Below are 19,524 nucleotides of genomic sequence, written 5' to 3'. Positions count from 1 at the left end.
ATTTAACTCCCATTTTGGGAGTTAAATTTATTCTTTTACCTCTTCGATTTTTACAGAATTTTCTAAAACCACGATAAATGTGCGAACACTCAAATTTGGATTTTTGCTTGATAAGATTAAATCTTTTTTGTATGATTTAATCTGTTTTTTGTTTTTTTCTAAAAAATATGGAGAGCTTTTGTAGTCAAAAAGCAAAACCTCATCATCTCTAACGCACATCAAATCCACCCTAGAAACTCCACCATTTTCCCGTTTTATCGAAATTTCTTTGTAAATTTCGCACCCTGATATGTATGATAAAAACTCCTCATTAGCGCACAAGCTTTCGACCTTTTGCCTAATCTCATCAAAATCGCTCGAATCCAAATATTTCGCATAGCGATTTTTTGCCAAATTTAGCGCACTCTCCAAGCTAGAAATCTCAAAATCATCAAGCATTTCAAGCGTGTAGTGCAGCGCCTCGCCCTTATAAACCTTGCTAAATTCCGCCACGACAGCCCTATCGCTGGCTCTTTCATACTCTGTGATATTTTGTTTCGCGACTGGTTGTAGATTTATCTTTTTTGGTTTTTGCACTAGCGCTGGCGTAACGCTACTTGGTATGATGTAGCCATACTCAAAATCCTCGATTTCTAAAAATTTCTTATCAACTTTATTTGAAGTATAAGGCGTAAAATAGCTAGGGTTGTTTCCGTTTAAAACACCGCCTTTTTTTACGATTATCAACGATTTTTCGGCTCTTGTAAAGCCCACATATAGCTTGTTGAAAACCTCAGCTCGTTCCAAATTTTCGCTATCTTTTTTAAATTTTGCATACTCTGCATCGTAAATTTCTCTATTTGTCATGCGGTATTTTATGCGCCACTGCCCGTCGTAACCTAGCATAAATTTATCCCTATCGCCGCCTCCTTTGCTAAGCAAATCACACAAAATCACATGCGCAAATTCTAGCCCCTTTGACTTATGCACGGTCATAATCTTGACCCCGCTAAGTTCCTTGGCATAGGCGTCGCTGTTATCATCTGCGAAAAGATACTGCGCGAAGCTATCATACTTTTGCAAAATTTCAAAAAATATGAGCAAATTTTCATCGCCAAAATTTAGCCCCAAATTTTCAGCGATTGTCTTAGCTACACTCACAGGCTCATCACTTAGCGAAACTGGGCTAAAATCTGGCTTGTCGCTTAAATTTAAAAGCGATTTTATATTTAAAGCGTGAATTTCATCTTTGCTAATTAGATACTTCGCATACTCGCTAATCGCCTTAACTTGGGGCGTAGCGATTAGTTTTTTCGTAGCGCCGGTCGATGATGAAATATTTTTTAGCGACAAAAGCTCTTGTATCTTTGCTACATCTTTATTCGTCCAGCACAAAATCGCTATATCGCTAGGGCTTACGCTATGCTCTTTAATCAAGCGTATAGCCTCGCTTACAGCACCCTCACAAACATCTTCGTATGTCTTAGCGCAAATATAGCCAAAATCGTCGTCATCTGGCGTGAAAAACGATAAATTTTTATTTTCTTTTGGGAATTTTAAAATTTTATCTAAAACCTCTGCGCTAAATTTGCTCTCATTAAATTTATTTGCTTCTTGCGGTTTGTAATCGTATTTTTCGCCAGTTTCTTCATTTATCTCCAAATCCCCAAAAATCGCATTTACAAATCGAACCAAAAGCTTTAAACTGCGATAATTTTTTGGCATAGTTTCCAAAACTATTTGATTATGCCTATCTTTGAGCGAATCGAAAAGCTCCTTTTTTGCCCCGCGAAATTTATAAATACTTTGCTTTTTATCGCCCACATAAAAAAGGCTTCCTAGCCCGCTTTGACCTAGCCCTGCGACGATTTCATCAATCAAAGGAAGCATGATTTCATACTGCAAAACGCTGGTGTCTTGAAACTCGTCGATTAAAAGGTGCTTGATTTTCGAATCGAGCCTAAAATAGAGCAAATCATTGTGCTCTCCAATCTCGCCAGTTTTGCAAAACAGCTCATGCACGCCCACGCTAACATCAGAAAATGTCATCTTGGCGCTTTTTTTGCTAAGTTCTTTTTTGTTTTGTGAGTAGAAATTTAGAAATTTTGCCAAAGATGAAATTTGATAATTTTCAAATTTTGTCGCATATTCAAGCATTGCACGCTTTAAATTTGCAAATTCATCATCTAAATCAGGCGAAAAAGCCTTAGCAAAAGTTCTGTAATCTAAACTTGGTTTATCAAACCACGATCTGTCACTTAATTCGCTAATATTGTTAGTTTGCAACATAAAGTTTAGTTGTTTATCGCTCGCTTTATTGCGCACTAAAATTTCGTGCATACGGGCTAAAATTTCATTGATTTCGTCTAAATTCGGGGCTTTGCTTTGGCTAATATCTGCACTTATTCCATTTTTCCACAGCTCACTAATGCCCCCAAAAAACGCTTGTTTGTTTAAATTTGCATCGTTTATGTATTCATACATTTTGCCCGATAATTCATCGTTTTTGAAAGCTTCTTTGATAAAGGCGTCATTTTGGGCTTTTAGTATATTATCGTCGTTTTGAAAATTTGGATTAATCCCCGCATTTAGGGCAAACGCGCGCAGTATTTTGCCAAAAAACGCATCAAAGGTCGAAATATTCAAAGCGCAATCCATAAATTTCGCCAAATGCTCATCTCTAAGGCGCAAAATTTCCTCTTTTTCCTTACCCAAAAGCACGCAAAGCGCGTCAAGCTCAGCCTCTTTTTGTGGCGTGTGAAGCAGTGAAAATGTATCGATTATGCGCACCTTCATCTCAGCGGCCGCTTTTTTAGTAAAGGTCAAAGCCAAAATTTCATTTATATTCTCGCCCAAAAGCACGAGCCCTACGAACCTAACCGCCAAAGAAAATGTCTTTCCGCTACCCGCGCTAGCTTCAAGCGCTAGATATCTTGCGTCCTTGCCTTCATTTGTTTTCATCTTAATCATTGATTTCGCCTTTACAGATTATTTTATACGCGCAATATTTGCATGCACCGCTCTTGCTCGCGCGCTCAAAACTGATTTCGCTTTCGCAAAGCACTCTGATTTCTTCAAATTTTTCAGATAAAATTTCAAATGCACTTTTTCCGGCATCATCTTTTTCATTTTCATCGAAAACAAATTTTTTATCCCTTAGCGAGAGATACGCAGCCTCCATTTCATCATCACCCAAAAGGGCTTTGTAGAATTTTAGCTGCATTGATTTGGCATTGTAATCGCCTCTTTTGTAATCAATGATAAATCTATCGCCACTTTCGTTTGTGTCTATGCGATCGATTTTTCCGCTAATTGTGGCAAATTCGTTAAATTGAACGCCATCAAAATTCGCCTCACTTTGCGCAAAATTCCACTTTTGCTCGTGTTCAACTATGGTTTTAGCCAAAAATTTAACCCTGCATAAATCATAATAAATGCTGTAAAAATCGGCATTTTTTTTCATAGCCTTTTTAAGGTAAATTTCCTCAAATTTTGCGTAGTCAAATTTAGGGTATTTAGCGTAATACTCCTCAAACGCCTCGTGCAAGATATTTCCCATAGAAGCGTTATCCTCGCCAAATTTCAGCCCCTCTTTGATATTTAAAATATATGAGTAATAATACTTTCTTTTGCATGTGCTAAATGTATCAAATCTAGCATGCGAGACAGGCTGAGCAAAAAAATCATGCTCCATCTTTGGCGTAAAATCGCTAAATTCTGGCTTTTCATAGAGCTTGCCATTAAAAATGCGCAAATAATCTTGCATGCTAAACTCGTCCATATCTTCTTGCGTGTTAAAATTTTTCAAAAACCTAGACGGCGATTTTTCCGCTGTGTCGTGGTAGCAAATCGCTACTTTTTTCGCGCCAAAAATCAAACAAGAGTAATAAAACCTCTGCAAATCTTCCCTGTCTTTGTGGCTAATTAGCCCAGCCTTGGCCCGAAGAGTGCTGTTTAAAAACATCTCGCCCTCACTTCGCTTTGGCACAAAATCATCATTGAAATCAGGGATTATCACAGCCTCAAAGTTTGCACCACGACTCTCCAAAAGCCCCATTACAGTAACCTTTCCGCCATTAATATCATCGAGTTTGACATTTTTTAGCTCGCCAAGGAAAAGATCAATCAAATTTGATAGCGTAAGGTTTTCGCCAAATTTTTCGTTTAGAATTTTGATTAAAAATTTTGGCGATTTTAGCTTGTTTGCTAGGGCATCGTTTTTGGTTTTGACTGCGTGCAAAAGCTCATTTATACAAGCATCAAAAACCTCAAATTCTACGCTTTTGTTGAAATTTTCTCTAAATTTATCAAAAATTTCCTCGCCAATCCCAGCCTCTTTAAAAAACAAATCATACTCGTTTGGCAAATCCCGCGGCGTATCTTTGCCTAAATTTAGATATTGTGGGTTGAAATTTGGTCTTATGTTTTCTTTAATGCACTCTGAAATTTTAGCCAAACTCACACCAAATAGGCTATCTCTGACACTTTCGCCCATAGCGAAATTCAGCATTGGGGCGTTTTTGTTAATTTTTTCGTCCAAAGCTTTAAGGGTTTTAGCAAATTTCTCATCAGGCAAGATTACTGCGATTTTTTCCGGATTAATTCCAAGACTAATAAATTTTGAAATTTTCTCAAAAATATAGCAAGCCTGCAAAGCTCTAAGCTCAAATCCTTTTAGCACAATTTCGCTATTTTGCGGGATTGGCGCAGTATAAGGCTCTAAAATTTTATTCTCGCTTAAATTTAGCTTGTAGCTAAATCCACTCTCAAAGTTAAGCCCGCAAAGCTCGCTAATACTACGAAGCGTTTTTTGATTAAATTTACTTGCCTTAAAATTTAGATAAATTTGCGTAACCTGCGAAGCTCGCTTTAAAATTTCAAACTCAAATTTACTCGGATTTCCGTCGATATCAATCTCAATGCTATCAAATCTTTTGAGATAGTTTTCGTTTAATTCATAAATTTGTGGAAGCGTGATTTCATCGTAGCTTTTAGCGTTTTGCAAAAAATTTTGGTAATTTTGCAAAAGCTCTTTTAAGATTTCGAAATGTTCGCTGTATTGCGCGTAAGTATCGCTAAAATCGAGAGTTTGCAGGCTCACCTTTTCGCTAGCAAGCTCTTTGAAAAATTTAAACAGATAATCTTTGTGTTGCATAAATTCGAAAAATTCACTTGGGAAACGGAGTTTTTCGTTTGCATTTTTGGTATTTTTGACGGCCTCTTGCATAAAAAGCGTGCGCTCGATCTGTCCGCACTCATCAAAGCCATTTACAAAAACTGCCTTTTTGTAAAATTCGCTTAAACTTTCGGCGAAAGCTATTCCGCCCTCTGCCCTATTTACGGCCTCCTTCAAGGATCTGTAAGTCGTAAATACCCGAAGTTGTTTTGGTTGCGTTGAATTCAAATTTGTAAAATCCTGTGTCTATGGAATCTGAAATTTTTGCCATTACCTGCCACCTGCCAAGCTTTTCGATACTAAAATTTTCGCTTCGTAACGCACCATCTAAAAACTGTGTATTAAGCCTTTTATCAAAAGTCGTGCTATCTGGTCTAGTAAGTAAAATTTCGGCTGAGATTTTATCAAATTTGGCATTATTTTTCGCTTTTATCGGCAAATTTAGGCTAATTTTTTCTGTATTTTGCGGATTTGAAATTTCAAAATTTACCTCATATTTTTTTTCGAAATTTTGCTGTTTTAGCTGGATCTCATTGTAATTCTCATCGACTTTTTGGTATTTATCGAAGTAAAAATTATCGCTATGCACCGGGTAATCTAGCGAGAAAATTATCGTCGCTACGCACGCTGCGATGATTGCTACTATGCTAAATGCGATACCATAGGGCCAGAGAGTTTTTTTATTTTGCGCCATTTTTTCTGCCTTTTTTATATAGATATGAGCCCAGCGCGAAAATCAGCGTTGCGTAAAAAATATAGCGCAAGAAATTTATGAAATTGTTGTTTGTATTGCCGATAGAATTCTCCAAGCTCACACCCTTTGAAGCGGCGATTTGGTCGCAAATCTCGGCATATCCGTTTAAAAGCGCAGCGTTATAAACGCCGATTTTTTGAGTTTGGTTTAGATCTTTTTTTTGCGAAGCGATGATTGGGATTATGCGCCCGCCACTTCCTACGCTTAAAATTTGCTCTCTATCAAAAAGCGCTAACGCCTCAGGCGAGCCGTAAATTTCGACCTTATGCTCAGCCTCAGCAAACACTAAAAGTGCATAAGGCGAGCTTAAATTCGAAGCGAAATTTAGGGCATAATTCTCTAAACTTGCGCCACCAAGGCTCTTCGTAGCTAGTACATAGACGCCTACGCCGGTTTTATCCTGCGTCTCAGCGCCTAGAATTTCGATTTTTTCTGCAAGCATAGGCGTGATAATCTCGCCCGTGTTTAAAACAAATTTTGCCTGCGCTAAAATGCACAGGCAAAAAATCGCAAAAATTGCTCTCATTAACCGATAAATAGGATATTTCTAGTCAAAACAGAGGCAGCAGTTGCCACAGCCAAAGCGATACAACCAAGTAAAATCAATTTTTCAATCAATGCATCACTCATCACTTATCCTTTATCACAAATACTTTTTTTTGCGTATCGACTGAGCTTTTTTCGCTTACAGAGCTAATATCTTTTAGCTCATAAGGCTTATCCATGACGGCTTGCTGTGTCTTAATGCCAAGGCAGGTAAGGCATGCAAGAATCGCCAGCAAAAGCGCAGTTGCGATTAGCATTCCAGTTACGCCATTTAGCGCAAAAACCGATCTTTTTACATTTTCCATAATCGCCCCTTTATTTGATAGAGTTGATATACTCGCCAACGGCGCGTTTTTGCACATCGTTTAAACGCCCGTCATCAAAGGCTGGCATTGTGCCAATAAAGCCTTTTTTGCCACGATTTAGCACATCGACGCTAAATTCAGCCGAGCCGTATTTGCTAAGATCTGGCGAACTTCCGTCCATACCCTTGCCGTCATCACCATGGCAAGCAGCGCAAGTAGGCCATAGCTCTCTACCTTTTTCAACCAAATTTTCATTTTTTGTAGCTTTTAGGCTAGAAATTTCTTTTGCCATAAATGCAGCTACTGCTTTTGCGTCCTCAGGGCTAACCATACCTGCTGGCATTTCGCCAAGTGGATAATTTAGGCCTTTTGAGCCTTTGTTGATAGCATCAATTATGCCAGCTTCTTTGCCCCATTTAGTAAGGTCAGCAGACTCGCCGTCGATTCCATCGCCGTCAAGTCCGTGGCATTGTGAGCATTGCACCAAATACACTGATTCACCCATAGCTTTTAGCGTAGTGCTATCAGCGTTTGCATAGGTTTTTTCAAATTTAGCGTTGTGTTCTTTTACCTCATCGTTATACTCGCCGATTTGTGAGTAAGAATTTAGCGGATAAGCGATGAAAAAATACACTAACGCATAGACAAACATCAAAACAAAACATATAGCCCAGCCTTTTGGCAAGCCATTTTTTAGCTCGGCAATTCCGTCAAAATCTTCGCCAGTTGTCTCGGTAGTTTCGTTTAAGCTTTTACTTTGACCAGCATATTTTTTAACGATAAAAGCCGTAACTGCGACAAGTATAAACGACGCTATCAGCGCCGCAACATTAACATTATCGCTTAAATTTAGCCATTTCATATCATTTTCCTTTTTCTTCTTTCGTAGGTGTGCGAGACTCTATGATTTCACTATTTAGTTCATCATCTAGCGCCAAATTTGCATACTTTTCGTAGTTTCTGCGCCCTGTTTTTTCAGAGTGTTTCAAATGAAACCAGTATCCATAAACTCCAATGCAAGCTAGCACTACAAAGGCGATAAAGCCGTAAGCTTGTAGCTGCCTTATGAAATCAACGCTCATCACAAACCCCCTATTTTAAGCTATTTAAATATGCTATTAACGCAACAATTTCGCGTATTTCGCCGTTTTTAAATGCCGCTTTGACATCTTCGTCGCGCATATCATTTACGATTGCCTCAGCCTCTGCCATCATTTCAGCTTTATAGCTTTCGAAATTTGACATAGCATCCTTGCTAGGATCAGCTTCGAGCTTTGGTGCGCCAGCTGTATCATAAGGGACATTGAAGGCTTTTTTAATCGTCAAAGCCTCAGCATAGGCTGTTTGCATATCTGCGTTTTTCTTAAACATAGATTTGTATGCAGGCATGATTGATTTGCCAACTAGGACTTTTGGATCTTTCATGTGAGTTTCATGCCAACCTGTGGTTCTGTTGCGTCCGACCCTAGCAAGATCTGGACCAGTTCTTTTAGAACCCCACAAAAATGGTCTATCATAAGCAAATTCACCACTTTTTGAATAATCACCATATCTGTCAGTTTCTGATTTAAACGGACGGATAAGTTGTGAGTGGCAGGCATTACAGCTCTCTTGGATATAGACATGGCGACCAGCGAGTTGCAAAACAGTATATGGTTGTTTGCCCTCGATTGGACGAGCGCTATTAGCAAAATCTGGCAAAATCGTAACGATACCAGCATAAGCGATGACTACAAAAACACCAACCGCAAAAAAGAACGGATTTTTTTCTAACCAACTAAACATCTTTCTCTCCTTACGCAGCCATAGGTGAAGCGCTTCTAGGCTCTTGGTCTAAGCTTCTGCCTGCGCGAATAGACATCAAGATATTATATACAAACATACACAAACCTATGAAGTATAATAAACCACCAATCGCTCTAATCCAGTAATAAGGAACTAGCGCGCTAACTGTATCTATAAATGAGTATAGCAAGTTGCCATAATCATCAGTTGCTCTCCACATCATACCTTGTGTGATACCAGCAATCCACATTGAGCTGAAAAATAGCACAACGCCTGTTGTTTGGATCCAAAATTGAGCTGTCATTAAAGATTTTGAATAAAGCTCTCTTTTAAACATTCTAGGCACCATGTGATACATAGCAGCGATTGTCATAAATCCAACCCAGCCAAGTGTGCCGTCATGGACATGTCCTGGGATCCAGTCTGTAAAGTGCGCTAGGGCATTTACTGATTTGACAGAAAGGATTGGACCTTCCAAAGTAGAGAATAGATAGAAGGTAGAAGCCAAAATCATAAATTTGATTAGCGGGCTCTCTCTTAGCTGATTCCACTCGCCTCTCATTGTAAGGAGCATATTAATACCTGTTCCCCAAGATGGCAAAATCAAAACGACAGAGAAAACCGAACCCATTGTCTGAACCCAATCAGGAACTGGTCCATGGATAAGGTGGTGACCGCCAGCCCATAGGTAGATAAACATCAATCCCCAAAATGAGAACAAAGATAGTTTATATGAGAAAATCGGCTGACCGCTCTCTTTTGGCAAGAAATAATAAATTTCAGCGATAATCGCTACGGTAAATACGAACGCAACGGCGTTGTGACCGAACCACCATTGAACCATAGCGTCGTTTGTGCCAGCATACATTGATACAGAGTGTATCCAGCTACCCATGCCAGTAAGCAATCTAGTTGGAATTTCCATATTGTTAAACAAATATAGCATAGCAACGCCAAGGAAGGTAGCGATATAATACCAAACAGAGATATAAAGCGTTTTTTCGCGTCTGATACCGATTAGACCAAAAATGCTAATTCCCCACAAAACCCACACGACAACAACCAAAATATCGATAGGCCACTCTAACTCAGAATACTCTTTTGATGTCGTAACACCAGCTAAAAGCGAAACCACAGCGAGTAAAATGATTAGGATATAAATCACAAAGTGCAATTTACCCACACACATCAAAAATTTTGATTCGCTCATCGATGCTTTTAAAACTCTCTGTCCTACATAATACCATGTAGCCCAAATTCCAGATAGCATAAAACCATAAATGACACCATTTGTGTGTAATGGTCTAAGTCTGCCAAATGTACCATACTCTCCAAGCAAGTAGTTAAGATCTGGATATGCTAGCTGAAATGCTATAAGCGTGCCTATAAGCATACCGATGATACCAAATGCAAGAGTAGAATACAAAAACAATTTCGCCACTGTATAATCGTAGCTTAGCATCTTGCCACTGCGTAATGCCTGTTCAGGATTCATAAAACCCTCCTTTAAAATTTGGTTAAAAGTCGAGAAACTTTATGGAGGATTATAAGAGTTAATAAGTTTTAAAAAGCTTAAATTTGACTTTTTATTAACTTTTTGTTTGCAAAAGTTTTAAACTTGTGACATTTTTATCAACAAAAATTTTACTCTTTTTTAGATTCGATTTTATAGCCCAAACTTGGGATATTTTTGATAACATCTGCGCCGATTTTATCTCGAATTCGTTTGATAAAAGTTCTGATTGCCACATCTGAGACTGAGTTGTCGTTCGCCCAGACATATCGTTTAATCTCTTCGTGCAAGACCAAAGTATCAATTCGCGAGACCAAAAGCGAAATAAAGGCTAACTCTTTTTTCGTAAGCGAAATTTCCTCTTCGCCGTGAGTTAAGACCCTTTTTAGCGGATCAAAGCTATATCCGCCTGAAATTTCTACCACGCTACTGACGCTAAGTTTCGCGCTCATTAGGCTTTTTATCGCTTCTTTAAATTCTTCCATATCAACAGGTTTTATGAAGTATTTGGCTACACCTGCCTCGATTGCGCCTAGAAGCTGAGCCTTCTCACTAAATCCGCTAAGCACGACAACTGGGGTATCTGGGGAGATTTGTTTGATCTGGCGTGTCATTTCAAGCCCGTCTTCAATAGGCATCAAAATATCTGTAACGACCAAATTTGGATTGTATTTTTTAAATTTTTTAAGTCCCTCTACGCCGTCTTTGGCCTCATAGACATTTTTAAAAATTCCTTCAAAAGTATTTCTTAGAGAGTTTCTCATCTTACTCTCATCTTCGACCAACAATATGCTTAAATTTTTTAAAATATCACTCATAAAACGCCCCTTAAAATGTAATTTGTCATTTTTTCAAAATTTAACTTATATAAGACTTAAAAAATTTATCTTGTGAGAATAAATCCACAATAAGCCCAATAAATTCCAAAGATAATTATGATAAATGAAGAGATATAAAGCATAGCGCGCGAAAATTTTGCGCTGATGAAATTCGCCACGCCACCAAACGCCAAAAGCGCAGGCAATGTTGTCAGCCCAAAAACCGCCATTACAAGCGCGCCCTGCATGGCATCGTGGCTCATTATCGCCATGGCTAGGTAGGTATATACTAGCCCGCACGGCAAAAGTCCGTTTAAAAACCCAAGCAGACAAAACCCCAAAATATCCTCCCTGCCAAGGGCAAATTTCATAGGTTTGGCTAAAAAAAGATTATAAATTTTTTGATTTTCGATAAATTTTAAAAGTGCGCCCCGTTTTAGTAGGGCAACGCCAAAAATAATCAATAAAATTCCCGCGCAAAACTGCATAAAACCAGCTGTTTTATCGCCAAAAACTATAACCGAGCCAAATGCCCCACCAAGTGCGCCAAGCATGATATAAGCGCAAATTCTACAAATTTGATAAACAAGCGAGAAAAAAAACGCCCTAGCAGGGCTAAGGCTAGCTAGTTTGGCATTATAAGCTATCACAAATCCCCCGCACATGCCAATGCAGTGCGTCAAACTCAGCATTAGCGTGGCGGGTATGATAGCAAAAAAACTAATCATAAAATTTCTAAAAATTCTTTGAAAATGTATTTGCTTTCGTTTGGTCCGGCACTCGCTTCTGGGTGGTGTTGGACTGAAAAAACAGGGTAGTTTTTGTATCTCACGCCCTCGATCGTGCCGTCAAATAGATTTCTGTGCGTGATATCGCAAATCTCAGCTATGGATTCTGGCACATTGTAGTTGTGATTTTGCGCTGTGATTTCGATAGATTTGTTAAACAAATTTTGCACAGGGTGATTTGCGCCGTGCTGGCCAAATTTGAGTTTGTATGTCTCATAGCCCATAGCGTTTGAAAGCAGCTGATGACCAAGGCAAATGCCAAAAATCGGAATCCTAGCCTCGATTATCTCTTTGATTTGTGCGATTTCGTCTTTTAGCATTTTTGGCTCGCCAGGGCCGTTTGATAAAAATACGCCGTGAATTTCGCCAGAGTTAAATTTGTCAATCAGCGTTTTTGCCTTAGTATTATACGGGAAAACCTCCACGCTAAGGCCCAAATCACAAAGCTCATTTAGGATATTTCGCTTCACACCATAATCCATTACAGCGATTTTTTTGCCATTTTTTTTCGGCGTGCTATAAGCGCCTTTATTCGCGTCCCAATGGCCTTTTTCGTGGATATATGGGGTTTTGGTGCTTACAATGCTGACATAATTAACCTCTTCAATCCTAGCTGAGTCTTGAAGAGCTTTTTTCAAGGTTTCCTTGTCACTGATTTCAGTCGAGACAAAAACCCGCAAATTTCCCTCATCGCGAAGCATTTTTGTAAGATATCTCGTATCTATATCATATACACCAAATTTGCCGTTTTTGATAAAATACTCTTCTAAATTTTGCTCGGATCTGAAATTTGAAGGAGTGTTGTTAAACTCGCGGATGAAAATTCCACTAGCGTGAATTTTGCCACTCTCCTCATCGTCGCTATTCGTGCCTACAATGCCGATTTCTGGCATAGTGAATACTATAAACTGCCCAGCATAGCTAGGATCTGAGATGATTTCTTCATATCCTGTAATAGAGGTGTTAAATACAAGCTCACCAAAGGCACTTCCACCCTTGCCAAACGCCTTTGCCTCCAAAAACACGCCGTTTTCTAAATAAACATACGCTTTCACAGCATACCTCTTTTTTTAAGCTCTTTTTCGTAAGTTTGCGCAAACACAAGCTCGTATTCCTCAGTGCCTGGGATTAGCTTTTTGCTATGTCCTTGCATTAGCTCATAGACATCTTCTTCGATTTTTTTGTAAATTTTCAAATACCCCTCGATTGAGTTGTAAATGATAGTTTTGATGCGATTTTCGCTCACTTGATAATCTACTAAATTTTTCTTCCAAATCGTCTCTAAAATTTCATGCGAGATATTTGAGTATCTATCCTCGAAAATCAGCTCGAAATTCTCTTGTGCGGCGAGTTTGCGCTTGATGAGCCAAAACATATCTTTTTTATTTACATTCATTTCGTCAAATTCATCGATTCTCTCGTCCATTAGCTCATTTGCGCGCTCGTCTATGGCTTTTTCTTTTTGCAAATCAGTTTTGATGATTTCAGCTGCTACCTTGGCTATGGGCTCGACGCCAGAGCTAAGTGTAACCATGCCAGAATTTAATATATCTATCGCAATTTTTTGCGCTATGTATGGAACATGTGCTAGTTGTATTCGCATTATCCGCCTTTCTTATAATATAATTGTATCTGTTCGCTCAGGGCTAGTAGAGATAAATCCTACCTTTGTGCCTGTTAGTTCCTCGATTTTTCTAATATAATTTTGCGCATTTTGTGGCAAATCTTCAAATTTTTTGATTCCTTTTACGCTATCCCAGCCCGGCATTTCCTCATATACAGGCTCTACCACGCCAAGCTCGATTGGGAAATAATCAATCACTTCGCCATTTATTTTGTATGCTTTGCAAATTTTAATACTCTCAAATCCGTCTAAAACATCGAGTTTCATAAGGGCAAATTTATCAATTCCGTTGATTCTAGATGTGTATTTCGCTGCTACGCCGTCAAACCACCCACATCTGCGTCTTCTACCTGTCGTAGTGCCAAACTCACGCCCGATTTCGCAAAGTCTATCGCCATACTCATCTTTGGCCTCTGTTGGGAAAGCGCCGTTTCCTACGCGCGTAGTATAGGCTTTGATAATTCCAATGACCTCGCCAACATCTTTTGGCGCTAAGCCAAGACCCGTGCAAGCCCCAGCTGCGATAGTCGAAGAGCTAGTTACATACGGATATGTGCCGTGATCGATATCTAGCAAGCTTCCTTGCGCCCCTTCAACTAGGACTTTTTTGTCATAATCAAGCGCCTTCCAAATCATATTAGTTGTGTTTGCGATATATGGTTCTAGCACAGATTTGTAGCGTTTGATTTCCTCGTAAATTTCCATTTTATCAGGAATTTTGATATTTAAACTCTCGAAAAGTTGCGCCCTGCTCGCAAAATCCCTAACCAAAGCCTCAGTTAATTTCTCTGGCTCTAAAAGCTCGATTATACGGTGTCCTGTGCGTGAAATTTTATCCGCATACGCAGGTCCGATACCCTTGCCTGTGGTGCCAATAGCCTTATCGCCTTTTAATTTTTCCTTAGCTTGGTCGATCAGCGAGTGATACTCTAAATTTAAAAACGCCTTTTCGCTGATAAAAAATCTACCCTTCAAATCCCCAAATTGCGCCATTTCAGTGATTAAAACATCAGGGTTAATGACCACGCCATTTCCGATGATATTTATGATATTTTTGTGCAAAACACCGCTTGGGACTAGGTGAAGTGCGTATTTTTCGCCATTTACGATGATTGTATGACCAGCGTTGTGTCCGCCGCAGCTCCTGCATACGAAATCGTAATTAGCACTAATCATATCTACGATTTTACCTTTTCCCTCATCGCCCCATTGAGCGCCTACGATTACATCAACCTTACTCATGTTTAATCCTTTATCATTAATTTTTCTATCAATGCATCAACCAAAAGTGCAAAACCACTCGACTTCAATCCGTCAATCTCATAATTTCCGCCATTGCAAAGCACGCTATTTTCGTCTAAAAATCTAAAAAATAGCGCCTTGTAATAGCGCATTTTTGAATAATACAAAAGTGAAACTCTGATATTTTTATACTCTACGCCTAAATTTAAAATTTCATCTAAACAAGGCTTGATCTCCTCTGGCACGATTTTTCGTAAATTTTCCACATCGCCCAAATTTGTCGCGCGCGCTGTTTTAGCTAGCCAGTCGCAGTTTTGAGCCAAAATCGTCTCGATCTCGCCCTTTTCAAAAACACTAATTGGTAAATTTAGTATTTCGCAAATTCGCTTTGGAATTTCGATATTGCTTAGTTGCAAAACAGGTTCTAAGCTAAATTCTCTAAAAATTTGTATTGCGATTTTTATCGCCAAGGCTAGGTTGCTCTCATCTATTAACTCTGCGCCGATTTGGTAAAATTCCTCGCTAGGGTATTTAAATGTAGGCTGGATATAAAAAAGTCTTTTTAGGCTTTCATCTTTTAGTCTTCGGCGCACGATTCGCACGACATCGACCGTGCTATCGGCACGAAGCGCGATTTCGTGGTTGCTAGGATCGGAAAATTTCAAAAGCTTCGCCCCAGCCACGCTTAAATGCTGATGATACGAAAAATACGGCGTGAGAATTTCGCTAAATCCGTGATTTTCTAAAATTTTGCTAGCTTTGTTTTCGAGTTCTCTTTTTAGTTTTGCGCTTGTGCCAAAATATAGGCGCGAACCATTTGGTATTTCGTGATCAAAGTCCGCACTGACGCTATTTATCATGATTCCTCCAAATTTAGTATAAACTTATCTACTCGCGCTTTGTATTTCGTAATGAAGTTTTGTAAATCTTCAAATTCAAGCGCAAGAATATCCAAAATTTGCTTATTAATTTCTGTATTTAGCATAAATTTATGGCTTGTGGATTTTTCGATTCTAGTTTTGATCTCTTTGATTTCTTCTTGGAAAACTTCGAAGCGAAGATCGGTGATATCGCCGTGTTCTGCGTTTTCTAAAAATTCAAGCGCGATATTTTTGTAATCCAGAGCAATCAAAAAGTTTTCAAACTCATCTTTTGTGATTGGTTTAGCGCCCTTGGCCTCTTTTAGCTTGGCGATGATAGCGGTGATTTCCTTCCTATCGACGGCTTTTCCGAGGAAATTTCCTTGCATAAAATTAAATTTGAAATTTTTAAGCAAACGGCGTGAGAGCGCATTTTCGATACCCTGCGCGCCTAGTTTTTCAAATTTCAGCTCGCCGCGCAAGTATTTCACCAAATCTAGCAGATTTTTTATACCTTCGCGCTTTTTGGCGACATCTAGGCAGAGCCTCATATCGATTTTAATGATATCAAAAGGCATACCTTTTAGGTATTTTGAATTTTGGTGATTTGCATTATTTAGAGCAAATTTAATGCCAAAATCAGCGTATCTTTGTCTAATGAGTTTAAAATCAGCCGCGGTTCTGTCGTTAAAATCGGTGATTTCAAACATAAATAGCTCAGTCTTTGGCGCGTATTTTTCTATCGCACGCGAAGCGAAATAGTAAAATTCATCGCTTTTTAGCACTTCTAGGCTTATATTTATCGAGCAGAGAGAATTTGTCTCTTTGTTAAATTTCAACATTTGCGTAAATGAAAATTTAGAGATTAAAATTTCGAGTTTCGGCTCTCTGATATCAAATAAAAAGTCGCTAGGCAACAAAACGCCCAAATTTTCGCGTCGCCATCTTAGCAAAAGTTCGTAGCCATAAATTTTGTCTTTATCATCGATAATAGGCTGATAAAGCATGAAAAATTCGTTGTTTTCGATAGATTTTTTCAGCCTTTCCTCGCTGATTTGCAAATCGTCGAAATTCTCTTTATCAAAGATACAATATCTATTTTTTCCGCTCGTTTTAGCGCGATACATCGCCCGATCTGCCCTGCTTAAAAGCTCGTTGAAATCGATTTCTTCGCTTCCGTCGTAAAACGCCGCGCCCACGCTGACGCTTGCGCTTACCTCGTTGCCGTCTAAATTAAATTTCTTATTCGCAATTCCTAAAAGTCGCTCTAATAGCGCGTGCGCTGCTTTTTCGTCTTTCAAATCCCCGATAATCGCGCCAAACTCATCTCCGCCAAGTCTGGCTAAAATATCGCCCTTGCGAAGTAGGTTATTCATAGTCTTGCTGACCTCTTGCAAAAACAAATCCCCCACATCATGACCGAAATTATCATTAATCGCCTTAAATCCGTCAAAATCTATAAATAGCACAGCCGCAAGCCTGTTTTGTTCCTTTGCCGCGCTTAGATACTCGCCCGCTGCGTTCATAATGTAGATTCTATTTGGCAAGCCTGTAAGCGCGTCGTGGTGAGCGATTTTGACAAGCTCGCTCTCTTTTTTCTTAATCTCAGAAATTTCGTTAAACATTAAAATATAGTTGCTTACCACGCCAAATTCATCTTTTATCGCGATAGCCGAAAACAGCGCAGGGAAATCATCGCCGTTTTTCTTGACGCAGTAAATTTCATCTGTATAGCTTAGGCTCTCTTTGTCTAGTTTTTCCTTGATTTCGCCCATTATACCGCCGTCGTGATCTACTCTGAAATACTCTGGCACCTCGCCCACGACATCGGTTTCGCTAAATTGCATAATCGTATAAAATGCCCTATTTGCGCGAATAATCCTACCGATATCATCTGTGATGACAATCGCTTCTAACGACCTTAAAAATACATTTGAATTTAGATTTAGCTCAGCTTCAATGTCTTTTTTAGCAGTGATATCCTCGATAGTAGCGACGATTTCTTCGGCACCGCCACTTCTTTTTTCTTTTTTGCTAGCATATCCTTGTAGGCTAATCCACGCGTATTTTAGCTCGTCGTTATCGCTTAGCTCGTCGTTTAGCTTGATTCTGATTTCGCATGAAATCTCATCGCTTATGCCTAGCTTGCATTTGTTGAGTTCATCGTTAAATTTCTTCAAATCCACATAGTAAATTTTCGCTACGAAATCGCCTATACTCATCTCTGTATCGACGCTAGCTTCCTTGCTACCTAAAATCTCCATATACTCTTTGCTAAGCATGATTTTTTTGGCTAGCAAATCAATCGTGCATGGGCTATACGATCTGGTTTTTAAAAGCTCTTCGTTGCTTTTCATATCTGATTTGAGTTTGTTGATTTCCATAAGCTTATCGTGTATGTTGGTAAAATACATAACGACTTTGCGCTCTTTTTTATACAGACAAATCGTAATCTCATAAAACGCTCTAATCGAATTTCTATGCAAAATCGGATAAACCCGCTTGGTAACCTCGTTATTTTGCCTGGTATCGCTCATAAGGTTTCTTAGCTCGTTTTGCAAAGAATCGGCGTCGCTTTTTTGAAATAGGCTCCAAAAATATGTCTTGCCCTCTAAAATTTGAGTATTTTCATATCCCCAAATTTCACGCGAACTAGCGCTAACATCGATTATTTCGCCACCTTTGATGACTACGGTTACGATTGGAGCGTCATTTAGATATTTATACTTCTCTTTGGTATCGGTGTAAAATTTGCGGTATTTTGAGGCGTCCAGCAAGACATAAAGCACCAAAATATCCTCGCCATTGCGCACAAAGGTCTTTTTGATATACATATCCTTTTTGCCGTTTGGGGTATCGTGCGTGTGGATAACATAATTTTCTTTGGTGTAAAGTGAAATTTGGCTTTGGCGGGCGTTTTCATACAGTGAAGTCGCTTCTAGCGTAAAGATATTTTTGCCCACGATATCATCGCCGTAAAGCTCCTTGGCTCTGAGGCTAGCGTTGTTTATCATGCCATTTGTGTTTTCTACGCTAAAAATCATTAGCGAGCTTTTTTTCAGCGCGTCGATAAATGTAAAATCCACCTTGCTAGCCCTGCCAGAATACTGCACGCTTTCATCGAGTTTTTGCGCGATTTCTAAAATTTGATCTAGCGCGCCCATGGTTTCGATCTTAGTCGCCGTGGCCTTATAAACGCCACCTGAAACAGAGCTGTGAAGCAGGTGCAAAGGATCGAAAATTCGGCGTTTTAAAAATTTGTAATTTACCAAAGTGATTAGCAAATACAAAAACAAAAACCCAAGTGCTAGCAAAACCAAAAGGTTTTTTAGGCTTAGATATTCTTTTAAATTTTTGCTTATCATTATGAAATTGTTCGAATCATCAAATTTCTCAAAATAAATAAATTTGCGCTCGCCAAGGCTTTTTAAAATTTTGAGTTTTTTCTCGCCTTCAAAATCAAATCTATTTGTATAAAGCACGAAAATATCGTTTGTGATATTAAAAATTTCGCCATCTTTGTTAAAAAGTAAAATTTCGCCAAGGCCGGTAAATTTGTCATTTAGCGAGGTTGTGTTTGCAAAGGCTATCAAAAATGTATTTTCCTCGACCTTTTGGATCAAAAAATATCTATTTGCGCCATTAATCGGCATGAAGCGCGATATATAGCGGTTGTCTTTGATTTTTGAGATAAAATTATCAAGCCTAAGTTCGCCTAAACTTGCCATAGCCGAATCGTTGAAATACGAAGCTATAACCTCGTCTTGATTGCCCACAGCCCTGACATAAAAAATCGCGTCGAAATTTTGCTTTTGCGAGGCCGTATGCTCGATGAGACGGAAATACAAGGTTCTTCTTGCATACTCGTTTTCGGTTTTTAAACCTTGATAGGTTTTAAGGTTTTCAGATAAAATTTCAAGTTCGCTAAAAAGCTCGGCGTTGCGGTCTTTTACAGCGTTTTTTGCTACGCTTAATTTGGTAGAAAGCTCGGCTTGGATATTTGAGCCCACAAAGCCAAAAATGCAAAAAACAAGCGCGAAAATAGCCAAAATTCCAAGAATCAAAGCTATAAAAAATCGTTTGGTTATTACTCTTTTATCTTCCATTTTTATGCCAAAAATTTAAATTTTTCGC

Annotated in this window: 15 protein-coding genes and 2 pseudogenes; all 17 read right to left on the bottom strand. The window is 39.0% G+C overall.

The annotated features are described in order from the left end of the window. Positions 1 to 27: 27 nt before the first annotated feature. Positions 28 to 2,949, bottom strand: a complete 2,922-nt coding sequence (locus OFO10_RS01910) for a RecB-like helicase (protein ID WP_270865876.1) — start codon at positions 2,947 to 2,949, stop codon at positions 28 to 30. Continuing rightward, positions 2,942 to 5,383, bottom strand: a complete 2,442-nt coding sequence (locus OFO10_RS01905) for a PD-(D/E)XK nuclease family protein (protein ID WP_270865875.1) — start codon at positions 5,381 to 5,383, stop codon at positions 2,942 to 2,944. The genes OFO10_RS01910 and OFO10_RS01905 overlap by 8 nt, the downstream gene beginning before the upstream one ends. After that, entirely contained in the window at positions 5,313 to 5,849 is a 537-nt protein-coding gene (locus OFO10_RS01900) for a 4-hydroxy-3-methylbut-2-en-1-yl diphosphate synthase (protein WP_270865874.1), read from the bottom strand. The genes OFO10_RS01905 and OFO10_RS01900 overlap by 71 nt, the downstream gene beginning before the upstream one ends. Continuing rightward, complete coding sequence (locus OFO10_RS01895; protein WP_270865873.1) at positions 5,836 to 6,435, bottom strand: TPM domain-containing protein; 600 nt, start codon at positions 6,433 to 6,435, stop codon at positions 5,836 to 5,838. Before OFO10_RS01895 ends, OFO10_RS01900 begins: the two co-directional genes overlap by 14 nt. 103 nt (positions 6,436 to 6,538) lie before the next feature. Continuing rightward, on the bottom strand, positions 6,539 to 6,760 hold the full coding sequence (locus OFO10_RS01890) for a DUF4006 family protein (protein WP_270858399.1): 222 nt from the start codon (positions 6,758 to 6,760) through the stop codon (positions 6,539 to 6,541). Positions 6,761 to 6,770: 10 nt separating this feature from the next. After that, entirely contained in the window at positions 6,771 to 7,622 is an 852-nt protein-coding gene (locus OFO10_RS01885; protein ID WP_270865872.1) for a c-type cytochrome, read from the bottom strand. Position 7,623: 1 nt separating this feature from the next. After that, a complete protein-coding gene (locus tag OFO10_RS01880; RefSeq protein ID WP_270865954.1) occupies positions 7,624 to 7,842 on the bottom strand; it encodes a cytochrome c oxidase, cbb3-type, CcoQ subunit in 219 nt (72 codons plus the stop codon). Positions 7,843 to 7,852: 10 nt separating this feature from the next. Then, the gene (ccoO, locus tag OFO10_RS01875) at positions 7,853 to 8,545 is read right to left on the bottom strand and encodes a cytochrome-c oxidase, cbb3-type subunit II (protein WP_270858402.1); all 693 of its coding nucleotides are present in this window, start codon (positions 8,543 to 8,545) and stop codon (positions 7,853 to 7,855) included. A 10-nt stretch (positions 8,546 to 8,555) separates the two neighbouring features. Further along, the gene (ccoN, locus tag OFO10_RS01870) at positions 8,556 to 10,007 is read right to left on the bottom strand and encodes a cytochrome-c oxidase, cbb3-type subunit I (protein ID WP_442867883.1); all 1,452 of its coding nucleotides are present in this window, start codon (positions 10,005 to 10,007) and stop codon (positions 8,556 to 8,558) included. Positions 10,008 to 10,189: 182 nt separating this feature from the next. After that, positions 10,190 to 10,438: pseudogene (locus OFO10_RS08275) on the bottom strand (helix-turn-helix domain-containing protein); the annotation flags it as partial. Positions 10,439 to 10,528: 90 nt separating this feature from the next. After that, positions 10,529 to 10,876 (bottom strand): annotated as a pseudogene (locus tag OFO10_RS08270) (response regulator transcription factor); the annotation flags it as partial. 65 nt (positions 10,877 to 10,941) lie between these two features. Then, positions 10,942 to 11,604: a sulfite exporter TauE/SafE family protein gene (locus tag OFO10_RS01860; protein ID WP_270865871.1), complete on the bottom strand. Its 663-nt coding sequence runs from the start codon at positions 11,602 to 11,604 to the stop codon at positions 10,942 to 10,944. Beyond that, positions 11,601 to 12,719: a glutamine-hydrolyzing carbamoyl-phosphate synthase small subunit gene (gene carA / locus OFO10_RS01855; protein ID WP_270858406.1), complete on the bottom strand. Its 1,119-nt coding sequence runs from the start codon at positions 12,717 to 12,719 to the stop codon at positions 11,601 to 11,603. Before carA ends, OFO10_RS01860 begins: the two co-directional genes overlap by 4 nt. Then, on the bottom strand, positions 12,716 to 13,267 hold the full coding sequence (locus OFO10_RS01850; RefSeq protein ID WP_270865870.1) for a DUF507 family protein: 552 nt from the start codon (positions 13,265 to 13,267) through the stop codon (positions 12,716 to 12,718). Before OFO10_RS01850 ends, carA begins: the two co-directional genes overlap by 4 nt. A 12-nt stretch (positions 13,268 to 13,279) precedes the next feature. Further along, positions 13,280 to 14,530: an adenylosuccinate synthase gene (locus tag OFO10_RS01845; protein WP_270865869.1), complete on the bottom strand. Its 1,251-nt coding sequence runs from the start codon at positions 14,528 to 14,530 to the stop codon at positions 13,280 to 13,282. A 2-nt stretch (positions 14,531 to 14,532) separates the two neighbouring features. Continuing rightward, a complete protein-coding gene (locus tag OFO10_RS01840; RefSeq protein ID WP_270864825.1) occupies positions 14,533 to 15,390 on the bottom strand; it encodes an ATP phosphoribosyltransferase regulatory subunit in 858 nt (285 codons plus the stop codon). Next, on the bottom strand, positions 15,387 to 19,496 hold the full coding sequence (locus OFO10_RS01835) for a sensor domain-containing diguanylate cyclase (RefSeq protein ID WP_270865868.1): 4,110 nt from the start codon (positions 19,494 to 19,496) through the stop codon (positions 15,387 to 15,389). Before OFO10_RS01835 ends, OFO10_RS01840 begins: the two co-directional genes overlap by 4 nt. Positions 19,497 to 19,524 lie beyond the last annotated feature (28 nt).

This window comes from Campylobacter sp. VBCF_06 NA8 (genome assembly GCF_027737825.1).
In the GTDB taxonomy this organism is placed as follows: Bacteria; Campylobacterota; Campylobacteria; order Campylobacterales; family Campylobacteraceae; genus Campylobacter_B.
This window is presented reverse-complemented; position numbering and strand designations above follow the sequence as displayed.

Bases quoted from the DNA above. Each gene is read 5' to 3' on its own strand.
- OFO10_RS01840 (WP_270864825.1), bottom strand. From the start codon at position 15,390: ATGATAAATAGCGTCAGTGCGGACTTTGATCACGAAATACCAAATGGT.
- ccoN (WP_442867883.1), bottom strand. From the start codon at position 10,007: ATGCTAAGCTACGATTATACAGTGGCGAAATTGTTTTTGTATTCTACT.
- OFO10_RS01860 (WP_270865871.1), bottom strand. From the start codon at position 11,604: ATGATTAGTTTTTTTGCTATCATACCCGCCACGCTAATGCTGAGTTTG.
- OFO10_RS01835 (WP_270865868.1), bottom strand. From the start codon at position 19,496: ATGGAAGATAAAAGAGTAATAACCAAACGATTTTTTATAGCTTTGATT.
- ccoO (WP_270858402.1), bottom strand. From the start codon at position 8,545: ATGTTTAGTTGGTTAGAAAAAAATCCGTTCTTTTTTGCGGTTGGTGTT.
- OFO10_RS01885 (WP_270865872.1), bottom strand. From the start codon at position 7,622: ATGAAATGGCTAAATTTAAGCGATAATGTTAATGTTGCGGCGCTGATA.
- OFO10_RS01850 (WP_270865870.1), bottom strand. From the start codon at position 13,267: ATGCGAATACAACTAGCACATGTTCCATACATAGCGCAAAAAATTGCG.
- OFO10_RS01900 (WP_270865874.1), bottom strand. From the start codon at position 5,849: ATGGCGCAAAATAAAAAAACTCTCTGGCCCTATGGTATCGCATTTAGC.
- OFO10_RS01880 (WP_270865954.1), bottom strand. From the start codon at position 7,842: ATGAGCGTTGATTTCATAAGGCAGCTACAAGCTTACGGCTTTATCGCC.
- OFO10_RS01910 (WP_270865876.1), bottom strand. From the start codon at position 2,949: ATGATTAAGATGAAAACAAATGAAGGCAAGGACGCAAGATATCTAGCG.
- OFO10_RS01845 (WP_270865869.1), bottom strand. From the start codon at position 14,530: ATGAGTAAGGTTGATGTAATCGTAGGCGCTCAATGGGGCGATGAGGGA.
- OFO10_RS01895 (WP_270865873.1), bottom strand. From the start codon at position 6,435: ATGAGAGCAATTTTTGCGATTTTTTGCCTGTGCATTTTAGCGCAGGCA.
- OFO10_RS01890 (WP_270858399.1), bottom strand. From the start codon at position 6,760: ATGGAAAATGTAAAAAGATCGGTTTTTGCGCTAAATGGCGTAACTGGA.